The sequence below is a fragment of the Janthinobacterium sp. SUN128 genome (assembly GCF_030587275.1).
GTDB lineage: Bacteria > Pseudomonadota > Gammaproteobacteria > Burkholderiales > Burkholderiaceae_D > Janthinobacterium > Janthinobacterium lividum.
The window spans coordinates 2,400,817-2,419,814 of sequence record NZ_JAPWHY010000001.1 but is presented as its reverse complement, the minus strand read 5'-3'; the positions used below and the strand labels follow the sequence as shown (position 1 = coordinate 2,419,814).

The window sequence follows — 18,998 nt, the reverse complement described above, 5'->3', positions numbered from 1 at the left end:
GCCGGCGTACCTGCCAGGGCCGCCTGCGCGGCCCTTTTTCTTTCATTGACCAACAAGGCTAACCATGATGTTTACACCGCAACAGGGCGAGATACGCCAGCGCTACGCCGGCATCGGCAGCGACATTGCCGCCGGCGCCGCCGCGCGCGCCGAAGGTTTCGATTTTGACGGCTGGCAGCGCCTGCGCGATGCCGGTCTGTGGCGCATGATCGTGCCCGGCAGCGATCACGCGACGGGCGACTGGTGGAGTTTTACCGCCGCCCTCGACGGCCTGTCGTCCACCATCGGCGCGCCGGAGCTGCTGCTCTCGGTCATCGCCCAGGCCGGCATGGTGCGGGGCCTGGAGCGGCACGGCACGGAAGGGCAGCGCGACCGCTATTTCGGCGCCATCCTGCGCGGCGACGTCAGCGCCACCGGTATCGCCGAGCCGGGCACGGGCACGGACGTGCGCAGCATCCAGAGCACCTTGCGCGCCACGGCCGACGGCTACGTGCTCAATGGCGGCAAGTACAATATCGCCCACGCGCCCATCATGGATTTCGCCCTGATCGTCTGCCGCCTGGCGGACAAGGACGAGCACAATATCGCGCTGGCGCTGGTCGACCGCGACACGCCCGGCCTGCGCGCCGGCCTGGTGGACGACAAGCTGGGCAACCGCAACCTGCCCACCGGCGCCCTGCATTTCGAGGATGTGGCCGTGCGCCCGTCGCAGCTGCTGGGCGCGCCCGGTCGCGGCCTGGCCACGCTGATCGACACCATTTCGCTGGGGCGCCTGTATTACGGCTTGGCGGCGGCCAACCTGATCGCGCCCTATCTGGACGAGGCGATGCGCTACGCGGCCAGCCGCAGCAGCTTCAATAGCAGCATCGACAACCACCAGTACGTGCAGCGGCGCCTGGTCGATATCCGCATCGGCATGGAACGTTCGCGATGGCTGGCGTTTGGCGCGCTGTCGCAATTGCTGGCAGGCCAGCGGGAAGGGTTGATGAGCTGTTCCATCGCCAAGCTGGTGGGATCCGAAGACCTGATCAACAGCGCTACCAGCCTGGTCAAGCTGTACGGCAGTCTTGGCTATCACAACGGCCGCGTGGCCGAGCTGATGAAAAACGCCCTGGCTTTCGCCAGCGTGGGCGGCACCGAAGAAATGCACCGCAAAAATATCTTCAATCAGATGCAGCGCCTGGCTCGCTAGGTTTCCCGGGCTGGCTGTGGCACTCGCACGGCATATTGGCGGTTCAGGCCGCCAATATGCCCGATTCGCTCAGCGCATCATTGATCGCCTCGAACATCGGCTCTCTGGCGCGCGAGGCCAGGTGCGCGAACAGATTGCGCACGGACGACTGTGCCACGCACAGGATGTCGATTTCACCGAGACGCTGCGCTTCCAGCGCCGTGTCGCCATGCAGCAGGCCGACGCCGAGGCGCTCGGCCAGCATCGAGCGGGTGACGCTTTCGCGGTCGATGCTGATGATGCGGCGCGGACGGAAATTGCGCGTCTTGAACAGGTGCTCGGCGGCCCCGCCGCAGCACAGGCTCGATGGCGCGAAGATCCACGGCAGCTCGGCCAGCGCGTTCCAGTCGAGCGGCTGGGTGGTGTCGAGCATGCCGGCAGGCGCCGCCACGTAGACGGGGAAGCACGCCACTTCGATCGTCATCAGGTCATCGTCGGGCGAGCGCGCCTCGTTGTAGAAACCCGCGTCGAGCGTACCGCTGCGGATGCCGTTCAGGGTGCCGGTGGAACTGCCGTGCTCCAGCGAGACCTCGACTTCCGGATGGTGCTCGGAAAAGCGCCGCACCAGCCGGCCAATGGCTTCGTTGTTGGACTGGCCGCCGACGCCGATGCGCAGCTTGCCGGCCAGGCGGCCCTTGATGTGGTTGGCTTCGTCGAGCAGTTCGCGGTGGATGTTGAGCGTGCGTTCGGCCTTGGCCAGGATGCGCTGGCCGCTGCTGGTCAGGCTCATGCCGCGCGCCGTGCGTTCAAACAGGGTCAGGCCGAGATAATCCTCCATCGCCTTGACATGGGCACTGACTGCGGGCTGGCTCAGGAAGAGCCGTTCGGATGCGCGCGTAATGCTGCCCTCGCGCGCCACCGTGGCGAAGGTTTTCAGGTGATGGATTTCCATGAGGGGCGGGTCCATTAAGTTAAAAGATGGGTGAAATTTCAGATATTCTTATTTGTTTTTCAACTATGCATTATATGTGATTTCATTAAGAAAACCGCATTAACAATGCCTGCAAGATGGGTAATTATTTGTGACTTTTCCCTTCTCCCTGTCACTTGCGCGACGCGCGTCAGCCCTTGAAATGGCGTAAATTGTTACTTTTCGTGAGAAAGTTCCTGCCCGCGGGCCAGCGCTACAGCAGGCCGACCACGTGCCACCATACGAAGTCCAGCGGCGTGAGTATCAGCAGGCTGAGGATGAACAGGCTCAGGCACAGGCGGGTGACGGCCGCCACCGGCAGGCTGGCCGCCTGCATGGCGAAAATCAGGGGCGGCGCCTGGTAGGGCAGGCAGACATTGGAAAATGCCAGCACTTGCGTCATCAGCACCGTCATCAGCGGCAGGCCCGTGACGGCCGCCAGGTCCTGCGCCAGCGGCGTCATCGTCGCCGGCACGCCCGCCAGGTTGGTCACCAGCGACACCACCGTCGAGATCACCGTCAGCACGGCGGCGTTCCACAGCGGCGTGTCGGTGGCAAAGCGTGCATGCCGGCTCAGGCCGTGCACCACGGCTTCGCCCAGGCCGCTTTCCGAAATCACCGCGCCCAGGCCCATCACGCCGGCCACGAACAGCAGCGAGCCGTAGTTGATTTCCTGGTTCAGGCATTTTTTCGACGTCAGGTCGGCGGCCGGCCACAGGCAGACCAGGGCGGCGGCCAGGCCGACCCAGGCCGGCGACACATGATGCAGGCCGTCCGTCATCCACAGGGCCAGGCAGCCTCCCAGCACCACGGCCAGTCCCGTCTCCTGCGCCGACATGGGACCTTGCCGCTGCGCCGGCGCGGCCGCGCGCACGGGATCGGCGGCGGGAAACATCCACAGGATCAGCAGCACCAGCAGGACGGACTTGAGGATGCCCAGCACGGGAAAGTGCAGCAGCAGGTAGTCGACATACGCGATCTGCACGCCATATAGATTGTCCGCCATGCCGGACAGGATCATGTTCGGCGCGTTCGACGGCAGGATGGCGAAGGTCGGCAGGAAGCTGGAAAAGCTGGCCGCCATCAGCATGCCAGTGCGGCCATTATGGCCCGCGCCATAGCCGATATGCTCGGCCACGGCCATGGTGATGGGAATGAGCAGCACCACGCGGCCCATGCCTGAAGGCATGACGAAGGCCAGCGCCACGCTGAACAGCACGATGCCGGCGATGACGCCCGCGTAGCGCCGCCCCAGCATGCGCGACAGGATGGCCGCCGCGCGCTTGCCCAGGCCCGTGTGGCCGATCGCCGCCCCCATCACGGCGCCGCTGAACAGCAGCCAGAAGGTGGTCGACTGCAGGCCGGAGAACACGGTTTGCGCGGGCGCCATATTGCACAGCATCGCCACCAGGAAGAAGGCCAGGGCCGGCCAGTATTCGGGCACCAGGGCCGTGGCCCACATGCTGATGCAAAAGACCAGCAGCGCCACCACGCCGGCCATGGAGGGCGGCAGGTAGAGCGCGGCCGCCAGGCCGCTGGCGAGCGTCAGCGCGGCGATGGCGGCCAGCGCGCGCAGGCGCGCAACGGGCAGGGGAAGGGCGAGGGACAAGGACTTCAAGGCTGGGCTCCTGGGCGCGCCGGTGCGGCAAGGCGCCGCGCCGTGTGGTGGTCAATGGAAAACATGTTTACTGGTAGCGCCGGATGGCGATGGTGCGGAAAGGCTGCTGGGCGTGTGGCGCGGCGGGGACGGCGGGAGCGGCCGGCTGTTCCAGCCTGGCCAGCAGCGCCTGCGCGCGCAGTTCGGCGGCATCGATGCTGGCCAGCTTCACGTGGCCGTAGCCGCGGATGGCCTGCGGCAGTTCGGCCAGCGCCACGATGGTATCGAGGTTCCCGGCGCTCAGGCGCGGCAGCAGGGCGTCGAGGCGTGCCGTGTAGTCGGTGATCAGCTGGCGCTCGCGGCGCCGTTCGGCGCTGTAGCCAAACACGTCGAACCGCGTGCCGCGCAGCCCCCTGGCCCTGGCCAGCAGCGCCAGCAGCCTGCCCATCCAGGGGCCGAAGGCGCGCTTGCGCTTGCCCAGCAGCGGCGGCGCCATGTGGAAGGTGAGCGTCACGTCGCCCTCGAACTGCTGCTGCAGCTCGCGCTGGAACTGGCCGTCCGAGAACAGCCGCGCCACCTCGTATTCATCCTTGTAGGCCAGCAGCTTGCTGTAGCCGCGCGCCACGGCCAGGGTCAGCACGGGCGGCGCATCGGCGCCGAAGACGGCGCTTTCGCGCTCGCGCACGCGCGCGACAAACGCCTGGAAGCGTTCCGCCAGCGCCGCGTTCTGGTAGCGCGCCAGCATGGCGCTGCGCTGTTCCACCAGCGCGCCCAGGCTGGCGTCTTCCGCCACCGGACCCGCGGCCACGCCTTGCAGCAGGGGCGCGCCGCAGGCGGCCAGGCGGCCGGCGGCAAAGGCCGCCTTGTTGGCGTCGACGGCCACGCCATTCAATTCGATGGCCCGTTCCAGCGCCGCCAGGCCGACGGGGATCAGGCCGCGCTGCCACGCAAAGCCCATCAGCAGTATATTGGCCATGATGGTATCGCCCATCAGCTGGCGCGCCAGCATTTGGCCGTTGCATTCGGCGATGTGTTCCACGCCGACGGCGTGGCGCAGCTTGTCCATCAGGGCGCCCGCGTGCTGCGGCGCATCCGGATCGCGCACCATGGCGGCGGTGGGGAACTGGTGCGTGTTGGCGACCACGCGCGTGTGGCCGTGGCGCAGGGTCTGCAGCGCGTCGGCGCTGGCGCCGACCACCATGTCGCAAGCCAGCATGGCATCGGTCTGGCCGATGTCGATGCGCGCCTGGTGCAGATCCTGGCCGGCCAGGGCCAGGCGCACGAAGGACAGCACGGCGCCGCCCTTTTGCGCAAAGCCCATGAAGTCGAGCACCGAGGCTTGCTTGCCCTCCAGGTGCGCGGCCATGGAAACGAGCGCGCCCACCGTCACCACGCCCGTGCCGCCCACCCCCGTCACCAGCAGGTTGAACGGGCCGTGCCAGGCATGCGGCGCGGGCAGGGGCAGGGCGGCCGCGGCGCGGCGCAGGGCTTGCGGATCGATGGCGGCGTCGGCTGCCTTGCGCAAGGCGCCGCCGCGCACGGAGACGAAGCTGGGGCAAAAGCCGTTGGCGCAGGAATAATCCTTGTTGCAGGACGACTGGTCGATGGCGCGCTTGCGGCCGTAGCCCGTTTCCAGGGGCACGATGGACAGGCAGTTCGACTGGACACCGCAATCGCCGCATCCTTCGCACACGGCGCTGTTGATGACCATGCGGCGCGGCGGATCGGGCAATTCCTTTTTCTTGCGGCGCCGGCGCAGCTCGGCCGCGCAAGTCTGGTCGTAAATCAGCACGGTGACGCCCTTCACCTCGCGCAGGCGGCGCTGCACCTGGTCGAGCTCTTCGCGTCCGTGGAAGGTGGCGGGCGGCGGGAAGCGGCCGTGCAAGCCCGCGTATTTTTCCGGCGCGTCGCTGACCACGGCAATCGCCTTGGCGCCCTCGGCATGCACTTGCCAGGCGATGGCGTCGACCGTCAGGCTGCCGTCGATGGGCTGGCCGCCCGTCATGGCCACGGCGTCGTTGTATAAAATCTTGTAGGTGATATTGGCGCGCCCGGCGATGGCCTGGCGGATGGCCAGGAAGCCCGAGTGGAAATACGTGCCGTCGCCCAGGTTCTGGAACACGTGCGGGGTGGTGCTGAACATCGAGTGCGCCACCCAGTCGACGCCTTCGCCGCCCATCTGTATCAGCCCGGTGGTATCGCGCTCCATCCACGAGGCCATGAAATGGCAGCCGATGCCGGCTTGCGCGCGCGAACCCTGCGGCACCTTGGTCGAGCTGTTGTGCGGGCAGCCGGAACAAAAATAAGGCTGGCGCCGCACGCCGTCGGCCGCATTGGCCAGCAGCGCGGCGGGCGCGAAGCCGGGCAGCAGGGCGCGGCGGTCGAGCGCCGGCTTGTGCCGCGCCAGCCAGGCCGCCAGCACGCCGGCGATGCGCGACGGGCGCAGTTCGCCCTGCGCCGGCAGCAGCGGCGCGCCGCCGGCATCGAGCTTGCCCAGCACCAGCGGGCGGGCGCTGTCCGGCAGGTTGTAGAACAGGGTGCGGATCTGCTGCTCCACCAGCGGCCCCTTTTCCTCGATGACGAGGATTTCCCGCAAGCCCGCCTTGAACTGCGCCAGGCGTTCGGCTTCCAGCGGAAAACTCAGGCCCACCTTGTACAGGCGCACGCCGGCGCGTTCCAGCACATCGAGACTGAGGCCCAGGCGCCGCAGCACTTCGAGCACGTCGAGATGCGCCTTGCCGCAGGTGACGATGCCGATATCGGCTTGCGGGCTGGGACACAGCAGGCGGTCGATGCTGTTGGCGCGCGCGAACGCGTGCACGGCGGCCAGCTTGTGCGCGTGGCGCGTCTCGATGGGCAGGCCGGGCAGGTCGGGCCAGCGGTAATGCAGGCCGCTGGCAGGCATGCTGTAGTCGGCCGGCTGCTCGAAGCGCGTGCACAGGCCGTCCAGGTCGACCGTGGCGCCGCTTTCCACCGTTTCGGAAATGGCCTTGAAGCCCACCCACATGCCGGAAAAGCGCGACAGCGCCCAGCCGTACAGGCCAAATTCCAGGTATTCGGCGATGCTGGCCGGATTGACGATGGGCATGCTCCACGCCTGCATGGCGAAATCGCTCTGGTGCGGCATCGATGACGAGACGCAGCCGTGGTCGTCGCCGGCCACCACCAGCACGCCGCCGTGCGGCGAGGAGCCGTACACATTGCCATGCTTGAGCGCATCACCGGCCCGGTCGACGCCCGGCCCCTTGCCGTACCAGAGGGCGAACACGCCGTCGGCCGTGCGCTGGGGATCGGTCTCGACCTGCTGGCTGCCCAGCACGGCGGTGGCTGCCAGCTCTTCGTTAATGGCGGGCAGGAAACGGATCTGCTGCGCTTCCAGCACGCCGCGCGCGCGCCACAGCGCCTGGTCGTAGCCGCCCAGCGGCGAGCCCCGGTAGCCGCTGATGAAGCCGGCCGTGTTCAGGCCCCGCTCGCGGTCGAGCCAGCGCTGCATCAGCGGCAGGCGCACCAGTGCCTGGGTGCCGGTCAGGAAGACGCTGCCGCCGCGTGCCAGCAAGTTGTCCTCCAGCGCATAAGTGCTCAGGCGTACAACGCCCGGGTCGTCCGCGACCATCTTGTCCATCACTTCCACCTGTGTTCTCCCATCGCCTTGTCGGCTTCCTTGTTGGCTTGCATGCCGCATGCACGCATGCATGTGTCTTGAGCACGCTGCCGTGTCGGCGCGCCGGATACGGAAGAGGGGCGCGCCGGCGCTGCGATGCCGGCGCAACCAAACTTTTCCGTCTATTGATATTCGTTTATCAAGATAAGGGGCTGCGCGGGACGGCGCAATTCGCAAATGCTGAGTGCAGCACTCAATAACACTGATGCGAACGCCGGTGCCGGGCGCAGGCCTTGGAAATCCGGGTGCCTGGCCCCTGGCATCAGTGTTTCTGATCCCCTCACTCAGGATTTGCGAGTTGTGTGGTGCGGGGCTTGGGGCTTATCGTCGGCGTCGAGATGGAAAGCCGAACGATGTTTTTTTGTAAAGGCAGCACAGCTATGAGTTCATTATTGACGCGCCGCATGGCGCTGTTGGCAGGCGCGGACGGACATGCGCTGCTGGCCCAGGGATTGCGTGGCATCGAGCGCGAAGCGCTGCGCGTGGACGGCCGCGGCCACCTGGCCGCCACGGCGCATCCGCTGGCGCTGGGCGCGGCCCTGACCCATCCCACCATCACGACCGACTATGCGGAGGCGCTGATCGAGCTGATCACGCCGCCCGAGCAGGATACGGCCGCCATGCTGGACGGCTACGACGCCTTGCACCGTTTCGTTTTCAGCGGACTGGGCGACGAAATGCTGTGGAGCCACTCGATGCCGTGCCGCCTGCCCGCCGACCCCGACATCCCGATCGCCTGGTACGGCAACTCGCACATCGGCATGCTCAAGCATGTCTACCGGCGCGGCCTGGCGCTGCGCTATGGCAAAAGCATGCAGTGCATCGCCGGCATCCACTACAACTACTCGCTGCCGCCCGCATTGTGGGAGCGCCTGCGCGCGGACGAGGGCGATGGCCGCACGGCGATGCAGTTTCAGTCGGAAAGCTATGTCGGGCTGATCCGTAACTTCCGCCGCTATGGCTGGCTGCTGATGTATCTGTTCGGCGCCGCGCCAGCCCTGTCGGCGCATTTCCCGGGACGCGGCGACTTCCCGCTGGAGCAGCTGTCGGCCGATACCCTGTACCTGCCGTACGCCACCAGCCTGCGCATGAGCGACATGGGCTACCAGAACGATGCCCAGGCCGGCCTGACCCCCGACTACAACACGCTCGACAGCTATATCACCAGCCTGGCGGCGGCGATGAACCATCCGTACCTGCCGTATGTCGAGCTGGGCACGCGGCGCGAGGGGCAGTGGGTGCAGATCAATACCAACCGCCTGCAGATCGAGAACGAGTACTACTCGGCGATCCGCCCCAAGCGCGTGGCGCACAGCGGCGAGCGCCCCTTGCATGCGCTGGCCCAGCGCGGCGTGCAGTACGTGGAGGTGCGCTGCCTCGATGTCGACCCGTTCGAGCCGCTGGGCATCGGCGCGCCAGCCTGCCACTTCCTCGACGCCTTTCTGCTGTTTTGCGCGCTGCAGGACAGCCCGCTCACCGGCCATGCGGAAAGCCGCGAGAACACCGAGAATTTCGCCCGCACCGTCAAGGAAGGACGCCGTCCGGGACTGCTGCTGGAGCGCCACGGCGAACAGCTCAGCCTGCAGGCGTGGGCTGGCGAGCTGCTCGATCGCATTGCCCCCATGGCCGCGCTGCTGGACCAGGCGCGCGGCGGCGATGATTGCGCCACGGCGCTGGCGGCGCAGCGCGCCAAGCTGGCGGACGTGGCACTGACGCCTTCGGCGCGCGTGCTGGCGGCGATCCGCGCCGAGCAAGGCAGTTTCGACGCATTCGCCCTGCGCCAGAGCGCGGCGCACGCGGCGCATTTTCGCGGCCGTCCCCTGGCGCCTGCGGCGCTGGCGCGCTTCACGGCGCAGGCCGATGCCTCGCTGGCCGAGCAGGAGCGCGTGGAACGCGCCGACAGCGGCGATTTCGGCCAGTTCGTCCAGCGCTACCAGGCGGGCGCCCGCTACCTGCCGGTGCCGGACGAACCGGCCATGGAAGCTGTCTTGCCACAGCAGCGCGTCGCCTGACCCCTTGTCCCAATTTGATTGAGCCATCACACCATGCGCATACTTCATTGCATGCTGCGCGTCGCCGACCTCGACGCCGCGCTGCATTTCTACCGCGACGCCCTGGGCATGACCCTGCAGCGGCGCCACGACTATCCGGATGCGCGCTTTACGCGCGCCATTGTCGCCTATGGCGAAGCGCCGGCGCACGCCGCCATCGAACTGACGCATAACTGGGACCGGCAAGCCTACACCCACGGCGATGCCTACGGCTACCTGGCCCTGGCGGTCGACGATGCGGCCAGCGTCTGCGCCAGGGTGCGCGCGCATGGCGGCACGGTCACGCGCGAGGCGGGGCCGATGAAACACGGCAGCAATGTCATCGCCTTCGTGCAGGACCCCGACGGCTACCGCATCGAGCTGATCGAAGCGAGCGCGCACTATGACTGATACATCGACTTAACAACGACTGACACGGCATGGCTGGCGCCCCGCTGGCGGCGCCTGCCGGCATTTTTGAAAAGGAAGTCACCGCATGGTGCAAGTATCAACGACAAGCAAGGCCGCCACGCCGCCAGCGCCAGTGCCGCAGCCGCAGAACCGGCAGGCGCTGGTACAGGCGGCCGTGGCCGCGGCCTGCGCCCTGGCCGTGGCGCTCCCCGCGCCGGCGCAGGCGCCGGAAAAAAAGGCCGCCGCCAAGAGCGAAATCTGCTATGGCGTGGCCAAGGCCGGCCAGAATGAATGCGCCAATACCACCTGCTTCCATTTGTGTTCGGGCATGGCGACCGTCGACCGCGATCCTGGCGAATGGATGACCGTCCCGGCCGGCACGTGCACGGCGCTGGGCGGCAAGGTGGAAGCGGCGCCGCTGGCCTGCCCGGGCGCGGCGCCCGCCAGGACCGGCCCACCGGCCGATGTGGCGGCGGGCGATGCGCTGTACCACGAGGGCGACGCGGCGCGCGCGCTGCCGGCGTGCGCCGCCTGCCATGGCCCCAAGGGCAATGCCGCCGTCGCCGATTATCCGAAGCTGGCCGGGCAGAACCTGGCCTACCTGGATGGCCAGCTGCGCGCCTTCCGCTCGCATGCGCGCGTCAGCCCCCTGATGAACACGGCTGTCGCGCCCCTGACGGATGGCGATATCGCCAACCTGTCCGCCTATTTGTCCAGGCAAAAGCCGGATGCCATCGACCCCAGCCTGACCACTCCCGTGGCCGCCGGCAAGTCGTTCCGCGATTGCGACGGCGCGTGCCCGGAGATGGTGCCGCTGCCGGCCGGGCGCTTCCTCATGGGATCGCCGCCTGGCGAGAGCGGGCGCTTCGGCAATGAAGGCCAGCACCCGGTCGAGATCCTGCAGCCGTTTGCCATCGGCCGCTTCAGCCTGACGTTCGAGCAGTTCGACGCCTGCATCCAGGATGGCGGCTGCGACGGCTACCGGCCGTCAGACGAAGGCTGGGGACGCGGCACGCGCCCGGCCGTCAACGTCAGCTGGAACGATGCGCAAAGCTATCTGCGCTGGCTGTCGAAAAAGAGCGGGGCGCGCTACCGCCTGCCCACCGAGGCCGAGTGGGAATATGCGGCGCGCGCAGGCACCGTCACGGCGCGCTGGTGGGGCGAGGACATCACGCGCGGCGACGCCAAGTACGGCCCCGACGACTGCCCGCAGCAGAAGCATTGCGGCGGCGTCGTCTCCGGTTCGGGCAACTGGCCCACCACGGCGCCCGTTGGCAGCTACGCGCCCAATCCGGCAGGGCTGTACGACGTGCTGGGCAATGTGTGGCAGTGGACGGCCGATTGCTGGCACAGCGACTACGAAGGCGCGCCGAAAGATGGCCGCGTGTGGGATGAAGCGGCTTGCAAGAAGCGCGTGGCGCGCGGCGCCTCCTGGACCGACACGCCGAACTTCGTGCGCGCGGCCACCCGCCTGGGCCTGGGCGCGGAAGGGCGGCGCGGCTGGATCGGCCTGCGCGTGGTGCGCGAGATGGACGCGGCGCCCGGCACGGCGGCCAAGGGCGGCGCGGCGCCGGCGGGCACGCGCGGCTTGCCCTGATGCGCGAGGTGGCGCAGGCCGCGCCCCTGGTGGGCATCGGCCTGCGCGGCGCGCATTACCGCGACATGCTGGCGCGGCGCCAGCCCGTGGACTGGCTCGAGGTCCACAGCGAGAACTACCTGGCCGAAGGCGGCTGGGACCTGCACGTGCTCGAGACGCTGCGCGCCGATTATCCCGTCTCGCTGCATGGCGTCGGTATGGGCCTTGGCTCCGTGTACGGCTTTTCGCGCGCGCACGTGGAGCGCATCGCGCGCCTGGCCGCACGCATCGAGCCGATGCTGGTGTCCGAGCACCTGTGCTGGGGCGCCACTGGCGAGGCGATGCTCAACGACTTGCTGCCGCTGCCGCTGAACGGTGCCAGCCTGGAACTGGTTTGCCGGCGCGTCGACCTGGTGCAGGAGGTACTAGGCCGTCGCATCCTGCTGGAGAACGTCTCGACCTATCTGCGCTTTCCCGGCGACAGCTGGGGCGAGACGGAGTTCCTCGCCTGCGTGGCGCGCCGTACCGGCTGCGGCGTGCTGCTGGACATCAATAACCTGTATGTCAATCAATGCAACCACGGCGAGGATGCCCTGGCCGCGATGGCGGCGCTGGCGCCGGGCCTGGTCGGCGAATTGCATCTGGCCGGCCACTGCGAAGATGGCGGCCTGCTGGTCGACCACCACGGCGCGCCCGTGGCCGCTGCCGTGTGGGACCTGTACCGGGCCGCCTTGCGCCGCTACGGTCCGCTGCCCACCCTGGTCGAATGGGATACCAACTTGCCGCCCTTCGCCACCTTGCTCGACGAAGTGGCCCGCGCGCGGGCGCTTGCCGGCGAGGTGCTCACGCCGGCGGACCTGGCGGCGTGCGATGACGCTTGAGGAGCTGGCGCGCCTGCAGGCCGCGTTCGGCGCGCAGATCAGCGCGCACACGCCGGATGCCTGCGCGCTGGCGCCGTGGCTGGGCACCGATGCGCGCAGCGCCAGCGCCCTGGCGCGCTATGGCCAGACGCTGCGCCAGCATCACGCGCGCTCGCTGGAGCTCGTATATCCGGTGCTGCGCGCGCTGGGCGGCGCCTCCTGGTTCCTGGCCATGGCGCATGCCTATGGCGATGCGCATCCGTCGCGCAGCGCCGACCTGGCCCGTCTCGGCGCCAGCCTGCCGGTGTTTCTTGCCGCCTGGCCGCCGGCCGCCGCGCATGGCTATTTTGCCGACGTGGCGCGCCTGGAGTGGTTGCTGCATGAAGCCCATGGGGCGCCCGATGCCGCTGCGCTGACCTTGCGCGACGTGCAGGCGGCCGGGGCGTGCCAGGTCGATGCCTGGCAGCTGGCGCTGCATCCGGCGGCCGTGCCGTACCGTTCGCCCTGGCGCGCGGCGGCGATCTGGCTGGCGCACGACGCCGCGGCGCGGCATGCCATGCCGCCTGATGCATGGGGCGAGACGCTGGCACTCGTGTACCGCCACGGCTGGTCGGCGCAGGTGCGCGAGATCGACGCGTTGGAAGCGGCGGCGCTGGACGTGCTGGCTGGCGGGTCCACTCTGGGCGCTGCGCTGGCGGCGGCGCAGCAGGCGCACCTGAAGGGCAACGGCTGCAGGCCGTTCGCGCCGGCGCCCTTGCTGCTGCGCTGGCTGGCCGATGGCTTGCTGGTGCAGGCGAGTGATGGCGGGCGCGTGTGCTGAAGTAGAGGCGTGCCTACAATGGCCAGCCGCAGGTGCCCCAGCCGGTGGCGTCGAGCGGATAGGCATCGGCCGGCGCGGCCGCAGCCTTGCCTTCGCTGCCGTCTTGCTCCTGCTCCTGGATCGGCGCTTCGCTGGCCGGCGCAAGGAAGCGCGCGGCCCAGGACAGCAGGCGGCTCACCGGATGCTCCCCGGCATCGATGCCAGTGGGTGATAAATGGTGCGGGCGGCTGGGGCGGATGAAGGAGCAAGAATGGCTGGCATGTCGTTGTCGATCAAAGTGGCGATGCAGCCATCGTAGCGCCGCGCCGGGCGCGCCGGAAGGCGTGTGGCGCGCAATGTATCCATGCGTCTGGCGCCATGGCGCCGGCAAATCATGCTAAGGTAAGAAACTATGTCGATACCAGATCTGAACCTGTTAATCACCCTCGATGTCCTGCTTGCCGAAGGCAGCGTCACGCGCGCCGCGCGGCGCTTGCGCCTGAGTCCATCGGCCATGAGCCGCGCCCTGGCGCGCCTGCGCGAGACGACCGGCGATCCGCTGCTGGTGCGCGCCGGGCGTGAACTGGTGCCCACGCCGCGCGCGCTGGAGCTGCGCGAACGGGTGGGCCAGTTGGTGGGCGAGGCGCTGGCCGTGCTGGGGCCGGCGCAGCGGCTCGATCCGCGCCAGCTGGAGCAGACCTTCACGCTGCGTTCGAGCGACGGTTTCGTGGAAAATTTCGGTCCTGCGCTGCTTGCGCATATCGGCGCGCAGGCGCCCGGCGTGCGCCTGCGTTTCGTGCAAAAAGTCGACCGTGAAAGCGTGCAGCTGCGCGAGGGCAGCATCGACCTGGAGACGGGCGTGATAGGCAATTTCACCAGCCCGGAAGTGCGCACGCGCAGGCTGTTCGGCGACCGTTTCGTGGGCGTGGTGCGCAGCGGCCATGCGCTGGCCCAGGGCGAGATCAGCGCCGAGCGCTATGCGGCCGGCCAGCATGTGCTGGTGGCGCGGCGCGACCAGGATACGGGGCCGATGGACGACGCGCTGGCGGCGCTGGGACTGCAGCGCACGATTGCCAGCATCGTCGGCGGCTTCACTGCGGCGCTGGCGCTGGCCGCCGGTTCCGACCTGATCGCCACCGTGCCGGAACGGCATACGGGCAATCTGCGCGCCGGCATGTTCAGCTTTGCGCTGCCGCTGCGCATGCCGGATCTGACCGTCTCCCTGATGTGGCATCCACGCATGGACGCCGACCCCGCCCACCGCTGGCTGCGCGGCTGCGTGGTCGACGCCTGCGCCGGCCAGTCAGGCGTCGCCTGACGCCGCCGGCAGCGTCATCCTAGCGCGTCACGGGCCCGTCGAAGCCGCCCGCCATGGCCGTGTAGCTACGGGCCGTGGCGATGGCCACGTCGCGGTGGGCCGTCACCAGCTGCTCCTGCGTGGCCAGCGCAATACGTTCCGCTTCGAGCACGCCGAGCAGGCTTTCCGCGCCTTCCTGGTAGCGCACCCTTGCCAGGCGCGCGCTCTCCTGCGCCAGCTGGTGCGCCTCGCGCAGTTCCGCGTGGCGGCTGCGCAGCTGTACCCATTGCGCGATGGCGCTGTCGGTTTCCTCCAGCGCCAGCGCCAGCGCCTTGTCGAAGCCGGCCTGCGCGGCCAGCACTTCGGCGCCGGCTGCGCGCGCGCGGGCACGGCGCGTGCCGCCATCGAACAGCGGCAGGGAAAAGGCGGCGCCCGCATGCCAGCGCGCCGCATCGCTGCCATTCCAGTCGCCGGCCACGCCGGAGGCGCCGAACAGCGCGCCCAGGCTGATGCGCGGAAAGCGCTCGGCGATGGCGGCGCCTTCGCGGGCGCTGGCCGCCGCCAGCGCCCGTTCGGCCGCGCGCACGTCGGGCCGGCGCAGCAGCAAATGGGCCGGTTCGTCCGTCAGCAAGGATTGCGGCAGCGCCAGCGGCATCGGCTGGTCGAGCGCTGCCAGTTCCGGCGCATCGAGGCGCTGTCCCGTGAGGGTGGCCAGCCGGTTGCGCGCCACGCGCTCATCAAAGTTCAGGCTGGGCAGGCGGGCACTGGCCAGGCGCATCTGCGCCTCGGCGCGCATGCGTTCGGCCGGCGCGGCGCGGCCCGCGTTCTCGCGCTCGCGCACCAGCCGCAAGGTGCCGGACTGGTTAGATAATTGCTCCTGCAGGCTGGCGCGCATCTGCTGCGCGCCGCGCAGCACCAGGTAGGCATCGACCACCTGCGCCAGGATCAGGCGCCGCACGTCGTCGCGCACGGCGGCGCGCTCGTCCGCCGAAGCCTCGGCCGCGGCGATGCTGTGGCGCACGCGGCCAAACAGGTCGAGCTCCCAGCTGAAGACGGCGTTCCACTGCACCGGCGAGGCGATGTGCGGCTGGCCGTCGCTGCTCTCGATCGCCGCCAGGCGCGCGCGCCCGGCCTGGGCATCAAGATCTACCGTCGGCAGGCGGGCGCCGCGCGCCGCTTGCGCGAACTCGCTGGCGCTGGCCAGGCGCGCGGTGGCGATGCGCACGTCGTAATTGTCTTGCCAGGCGCGCTTGACCAGCTGCTCCAGCCTGGCATCGCCCAGTTCTTGCCACCACAGCGCGGGCGGCGCGCCGGCCTGCAGCTCCGGTGCGCCGGCGGCCGAGGGCAGGACCGGCAGCTGCGCCGTGTCGAGCGCCCGCGTGGCCGTGGGCGTGCCGACGCTGCAGCCGGCCAGGGCCAGCATGGCGGCCGCCAGCAGCGGCGCGGCGTGGCGCGTGTTCAAGTGAGTCATGCTGCTCATGCGGCTCATGCGGCTTCTCCCAGCGCGACCGTGCGCGCGGCAGGCGCCGTGCGGCGTCTGCTCAGCAAAGTGAAAAACAAGGGTGTAAACAACAGGCCCGACAAGGTCACGCCCAGCATGCCGGCGAAGACGGCCGTGCCCATCGACTGGCGCATTTCCGCGCCCGCACCGGAAGACAGCATCAGCGGTATCGCGCCCAGCAAAAAAGCCAGTGAGGTCATCAGGATGGGCCGCAGACGCGTGCGGGCGGCGGCGATGGCCGCTTCGCGCGCATCGGCGCCGGCCGCCATCGCCTGGCGCGCGAATTCGACGATCAGGATGGCATTCTTGGCAGCCAGACCGATCAGCACCACGATGCTGATCTGCGTCAGCACGTTGTTGTCCAGGCCGCGCCACGATACCCCGATCAGCGTGGCCAGCACGCAGCTGGGCACGATCAGCACGACGGACAGGGGCAGCAGCCAGCTTTCAAACAGGGCCGCCAGCAGCAGGTACACCAGCAGCACGGCCAGGCCCAGCACCATGCCGGTGCTGCCGCCCGCGTGCTTTTCCTGCAACGCCAGTTCCGTCCACTCGTAGTCGAAGCCGGCCGGCAGGCGCGCCTTGAGCAGCTCTTCCATCGCGGCGATGGTTTGCCCCGTCGAGTAGCCAGGCTTGGTGCTGCCCTGGATTTCGGCGGCAGGATACAGGTTGTAGCGCGGCACGCGGAACGGCGCCGTGCCTTCGCTGAAGGTGGCCACGCTGCCCAGCGGCACCATGTCGCCGTTGGCGGCGCGTGTCTTCAGCGCGGCCAGGTCGGCCACGCTGCGCCGGTAGGGCGCGTCCGCCTGCGCGGTGACCCGCCAGACCCGGCCCATCAGATTCATGTCGTTGACGAACACGGGCGCCATGTAGCTTTGCAGGGTCTCGTTGACGCGCAGCAGCGGCACGCCCAGGTACTCGGCCTTGGTGCGGTCCAGTTCAACCTTGATCTGCGGGCTCATGGCGTTGAACGGCGTGAAGGCGCCCATCACCGAGGGCAGTTTCCCCGCTTCCTCGGCGATGCCGCGCGCGGCCGCCTGCAACGCTTGCGGTCCCAGGCCGCCCGTGTCGCGCAGCATCAGCTTGAAGCCGCCGCCGGTGCCGATGCCGGGCACGGAAGGCGGGGGTATCACCATCACGCGCGCCGCGCTGATGGGCGCCAGCCTGGCGCGCATGGCGCCCAGCATGGCCGGGCCATCCAGGCCATCGCTGGCGCGCGCGCCGAAGTCCTTGAACATGGTGAAGATGACGGCCGTGTTGGGCGCCGAGGTAAACGTGGCGCCGTCGGTGCCGACGAAGGCGGCCGTGTGGGCCACGCCGGGGTGGCTCATCAGGCGGGCCGTGGCGTCCTGCACCACTTCGCTGGTGCGCGCCAGGGTCGAGCCGGCCGGCAGCTGGATCGAGACGATGGCATAGCCGCGGTCCAGCTGCGGCACGAAGCCGCGCGGCGTCACGTCCAGGCGCCACAGGGTCAGGCCCGCCAGCACCAGATACACGGGCAGCATCAGCCAGCGCCGCGAGAGTATGCGCCCGGTCAGCTGCACGTAGCCGCCTGTCAGGCGGGAAAAACCGCGGTTGAAGATGGTCATCCAGCGCGCGCCCAGGCTGTTGGCATCGTGCTGCGGCTTGAGCAGCAGCGCGGCCAGGGCCGGCGACAGCGTCAGCGAGACCAGCGCCGAGATCACGGTGGAGGCGGCGATGGTGACGGCGAACTGGCGGTAGAACATGCCGGAGATGCCATCGATGAAGGCCGTCGGCACGAACACCGCCACCAGCACCAGCGCGATGGCGACCAGGGCGAAGCCCACCTCGTTCATGCTGCGCTGCGCCGCGGCGACGGGACTCATGCCTTCCTCCATGTGGCGCTCGACGTTTTCTACCACCACGATGGCATCATCGACGACGATGCCGATCGCCAGCACCAGGCCGAACAGCGACAGGGTATTGAGCGTATAGCCCATCGCGGCAAGCACCGTGAAGGTGCCGACCAGGGATACGGGAATGGCCAGGATGGGAATGATGGCGGCGCGCCACGAGCCGAGGAACAGCAGCATGGCCAGGCACACCAGCAGTGCCGCCTCGAAGATGGTGTCGCGCACCTTGTCGATCGAGGAGCGGATGAATTCGGTCGGGTTGTAGTAGGCGTGGTAGGCGACGTCCTGCGGGAAATCGGCTTCCATCTTCGCCAGCTGGGCCAGCACGCGGTCGCCCGTGGCCAGCGCGTTCGAGCCGGGCAGCAGGCTGATACCCAGCGCGATGGCCGTGCGGTTGTCGACGAAGCCGCTTTCCGTGTAATCCTGCGCGCCCATCTCGACGCGCGCTACGTCGCGCAGGCGCACCACGCCGCCATCGGCATGGGCGGCCACGACGATCGCTTCGAATTCGGCCACGTCGCGCAAGCGGCTTTGCGCCTGCACCTGCACCTGATAGGCACCGTCGCTGCCGCCCGGCGGCTGGTTCAATACCCCCGCGGCGACCTGCGAATTGGCTTGCCGCACGGCGGCGATCACTTCCGGTGCCGTCAGGCCCAGCGAGGCCACGCGCGCCGGGTCGAGCCAGATGCGCATCGAGAAGTCGCGCGCGCCGCGCGTGTAGATGTCGCCGACGCCTTCAACACGGGCCAGCTTGTCCTTGATGGCGGTGCCGATGAAGTTGGAGATGTACTGCTGGTCGCGCGTGCCTTTCGGCGAATCGAACAGCACCACCATCAGCAGGTCGGGCGAGGCCTTCTTGACGGCCAGCCCCAGCCGGCGCACGGCTTCGGGCAGGCGCGCTTCGGCTACCGCCACGCGGTTCTGCACCAGCGACTGGGCCTGCTCGACGTTGGTGCCCGGCTTGAACACCACGCTGATGGTCAGCTTGCCGTCGCCCACCGATTGCGAGGACATGTAGAGCATGCCGTCGACGCCATTGATTTCCTGTTCGATCGGCGCGGCGACGGTATCGGCAATTTCCTGCGCCGAGGCGCCCGGGTAGTTGGCCTTCACCGTGACCGTGGGCGGCACGATCTCGGGAAACTCCGAGATCGGCAGGCGCATGGCCGACACCGCGCCCACCAGCGTGATCAGGATAGACAGCACGATGGCAAACACGGGACGGCGGATGAAAAATTGGGAAAAACGCAT

At 68.7% G+C, this 18,998-nt stretch carries 13 protein-coding genes; 7 read left to right on the top strand and 6 right to left on the bottom strand.

Annotated features, from left to right (window positions below):
• The first annotated feature begins 64 nt into the window (after positions 1 to 64).
• Entirely contained in the window at positions 65 to 1,192 is a 1,128-nt protein-coding gene (locus O3297_RS10900; protein WP_092605673.1) for an acyl-CoA dehydrogenase family protein, read from the top strand.
• A 43-nt stretch (positions 1,193 to 1,235) separates the two neighbouring features.
• Here O3297_RS10900 and O3297_RS10895 read toward each other — a convergent pair whose 3' ends face one another.
• The 3 genes from O3297_RS10895 to O3297_RS10885 form a co-directional block, all read right to left on the bottom strand.
• Positions 1,236 to 2,123: a LysR family transcriptional regulator gene (locus tag O3297_RS10895; protein ID WP_034783934.1), complete on the bottom strand. Its 888-nt coding sequence runs from the start codon at positions 2,121 to 2,123 to the stop codon at positions 1,236 to 1,238.
• A gap of 232 nt (positions 2,124 to 2,355) precedes the next feature.
• Positions 2,356 to 3,759 carry an SLC13 family permease gene (locus tag O3297_RS10890; RefSeq protein WP_305048678.1) on the bottom strand — a complete coding sequence of 468 codons (1,404 nt, stop codon included), beginning with the start codon at positions 3,757 to 3,759 and terminating at the stop codon, positions 2,356 to 2,358.
• Between the two features lie 67 nt (positions 3,760 to 3,826).
• The gene (locus O3297_RS10885; protein WP_305049651.1) at positions 3,827 to 7,351 is read right to left on the bottom strand and encodes an indolepyruvate ferredoxin oxidoreductase family protein; all 3,525 of its coding nucleotides are present in this window, start codon (positions 7,349 to 7,351) and stop codon (positions 3,827 to 3,829) included.
• A gap of 428 nt (positions 7,352 to 7,779) precedes the next feature.
• On the opposite strand from O3297_RS10885, the gene gshA reads away from it, so the two are divergent.
• The 5 genes from gshA to O3297_RS10860 all read left to right on the top strand — a co-directional run bounded on the left by gshA (position 7,780) and on the right by O3297_RS10860 (position 13,096).
• Positions 7,780 to 9,411: a glutamate--cysteine ligase gene (gene gshA, locus O3297_RS10880; protein WP_305048677.1), complete on the top strand. Its 1,632-nt coding sequence runs from the start codon at positions 7,780 to 7,782 to the stop codon at positions 9,409 to 9,411.
• A 33-nt stretch (positions 9,412 to 9,444) separates the two neighbouring features.
• Complete coding sequence (gloA, locus tag O3297_RS10875; protein WP_034783936.1) at positions 9,445 to 9,840, top strand: lactoylglutathione lyase; 396 nt, start codon at positions 9,445 to 9,447, stop codon at positions 9,838 to 9,840.
• An 85-nt stretch (positions 9,841 to 9,925) separates the two neighbouring features.
• Positions 9,926 to 11,437, top strand: a complete 1,512-nt coding sequence (locus O3297_RS10870; RefSeq protein ID WP_305048675.1) for an SUMF1/EgtB/PvdO family nonheme iron enzyme — start codon at positions 9,926 to 9,928, stop codon at positions 11,435 to 11,437.
• Positions 11,437 to 12,297, top strand: a complete 861-nt coding sequence (locus O3297_RS10865) for a DUF692 domain-containing protein (protein WP_305048673.1) — start codon at positions 11,437 to 11,439, stop codon at positions 12,295 to 12,297. Before O3297_RS10870 ends, O3297_RS10865 begins: the two co-directional genes overlap by 1 nt.
• On the top strand, positions 12,287 to 13,096 hold the full coding sequence (locus O3297_RS10860) for a DNA-binding domain-containing protein (protein ID WP_305048672.1): 810 nt from the start codon (positions 12,287 to 12,289) through the stop codon (positions 13,094 to 13,096). Before O3297_RS10865 ends, O3297_RS10860 begins: the two co-directional genes overlap by 11 nt.
• A 13-nt stretch (positions 13,097 to 13,109) precedes the next feature.
• Here the strand turns inward: O3297_RS10860 and O3297_RS10855 are convergent, their stop codons facing one another.
• Entirely contained in the window at positions 13,110 to 13,274 is a 165-nt protein-coding gene (locus tag O3297_RS10855; protein ID WP_167468680.1) for a hypothetical protein, read from the bottom strand.
• Positions 13,275 to 13,487: 213 nt separating this feature from the next.
• On the opposite strand from O3297_RS10855, the gene O3297_RS10850 reads away from it, so the two are divergent.
• Complete coding sequence (locus tag O3297_RS10850) at positions 13,488 to 14,393, top strand: LysR family transcriptional regulator (RefSeq protein WP_305048671.1); 906 nt, start codon at positions 13,488 to 13,490, stop codon at positions 14,391 to 14,393.
• A 19-nt stretch (positions 14,394 to 14,412) separates the two neighbouring features.
• Here the strand turns inward: O3297_RS10850 and O3297_RS10845 are convergent, their stop codons facing one another.
• Both O3297_RS10845 and O3297_RS10840 read right to left on the bottom strand, forming a co-directional pair.
• Positions 14,413 to 15,852 carry an efflux transporter outer membrane subunit gene (locus tag O3297_RS10845; protein ID WP_305048670.1) on the bottom strand — a complete coding sequence of 480 codons (1,440 nt, stop codon included), beginning with the start codon at positions 15,850 to 15,852 and terminating at the stop codon, positions 14,413 to 14,415.
• Positions 15,853 to 15,857: 5 nt separating this feature from the next.
• A complete protein-coding gene (locus O3297_RS10840; protein WP_034783941.1) occupies positions 15,858 to 18,998 on the bottom strand; it encodes an efflux RND transporter permease subunit in 3,141 nt (1,046 codons plus the stop codon).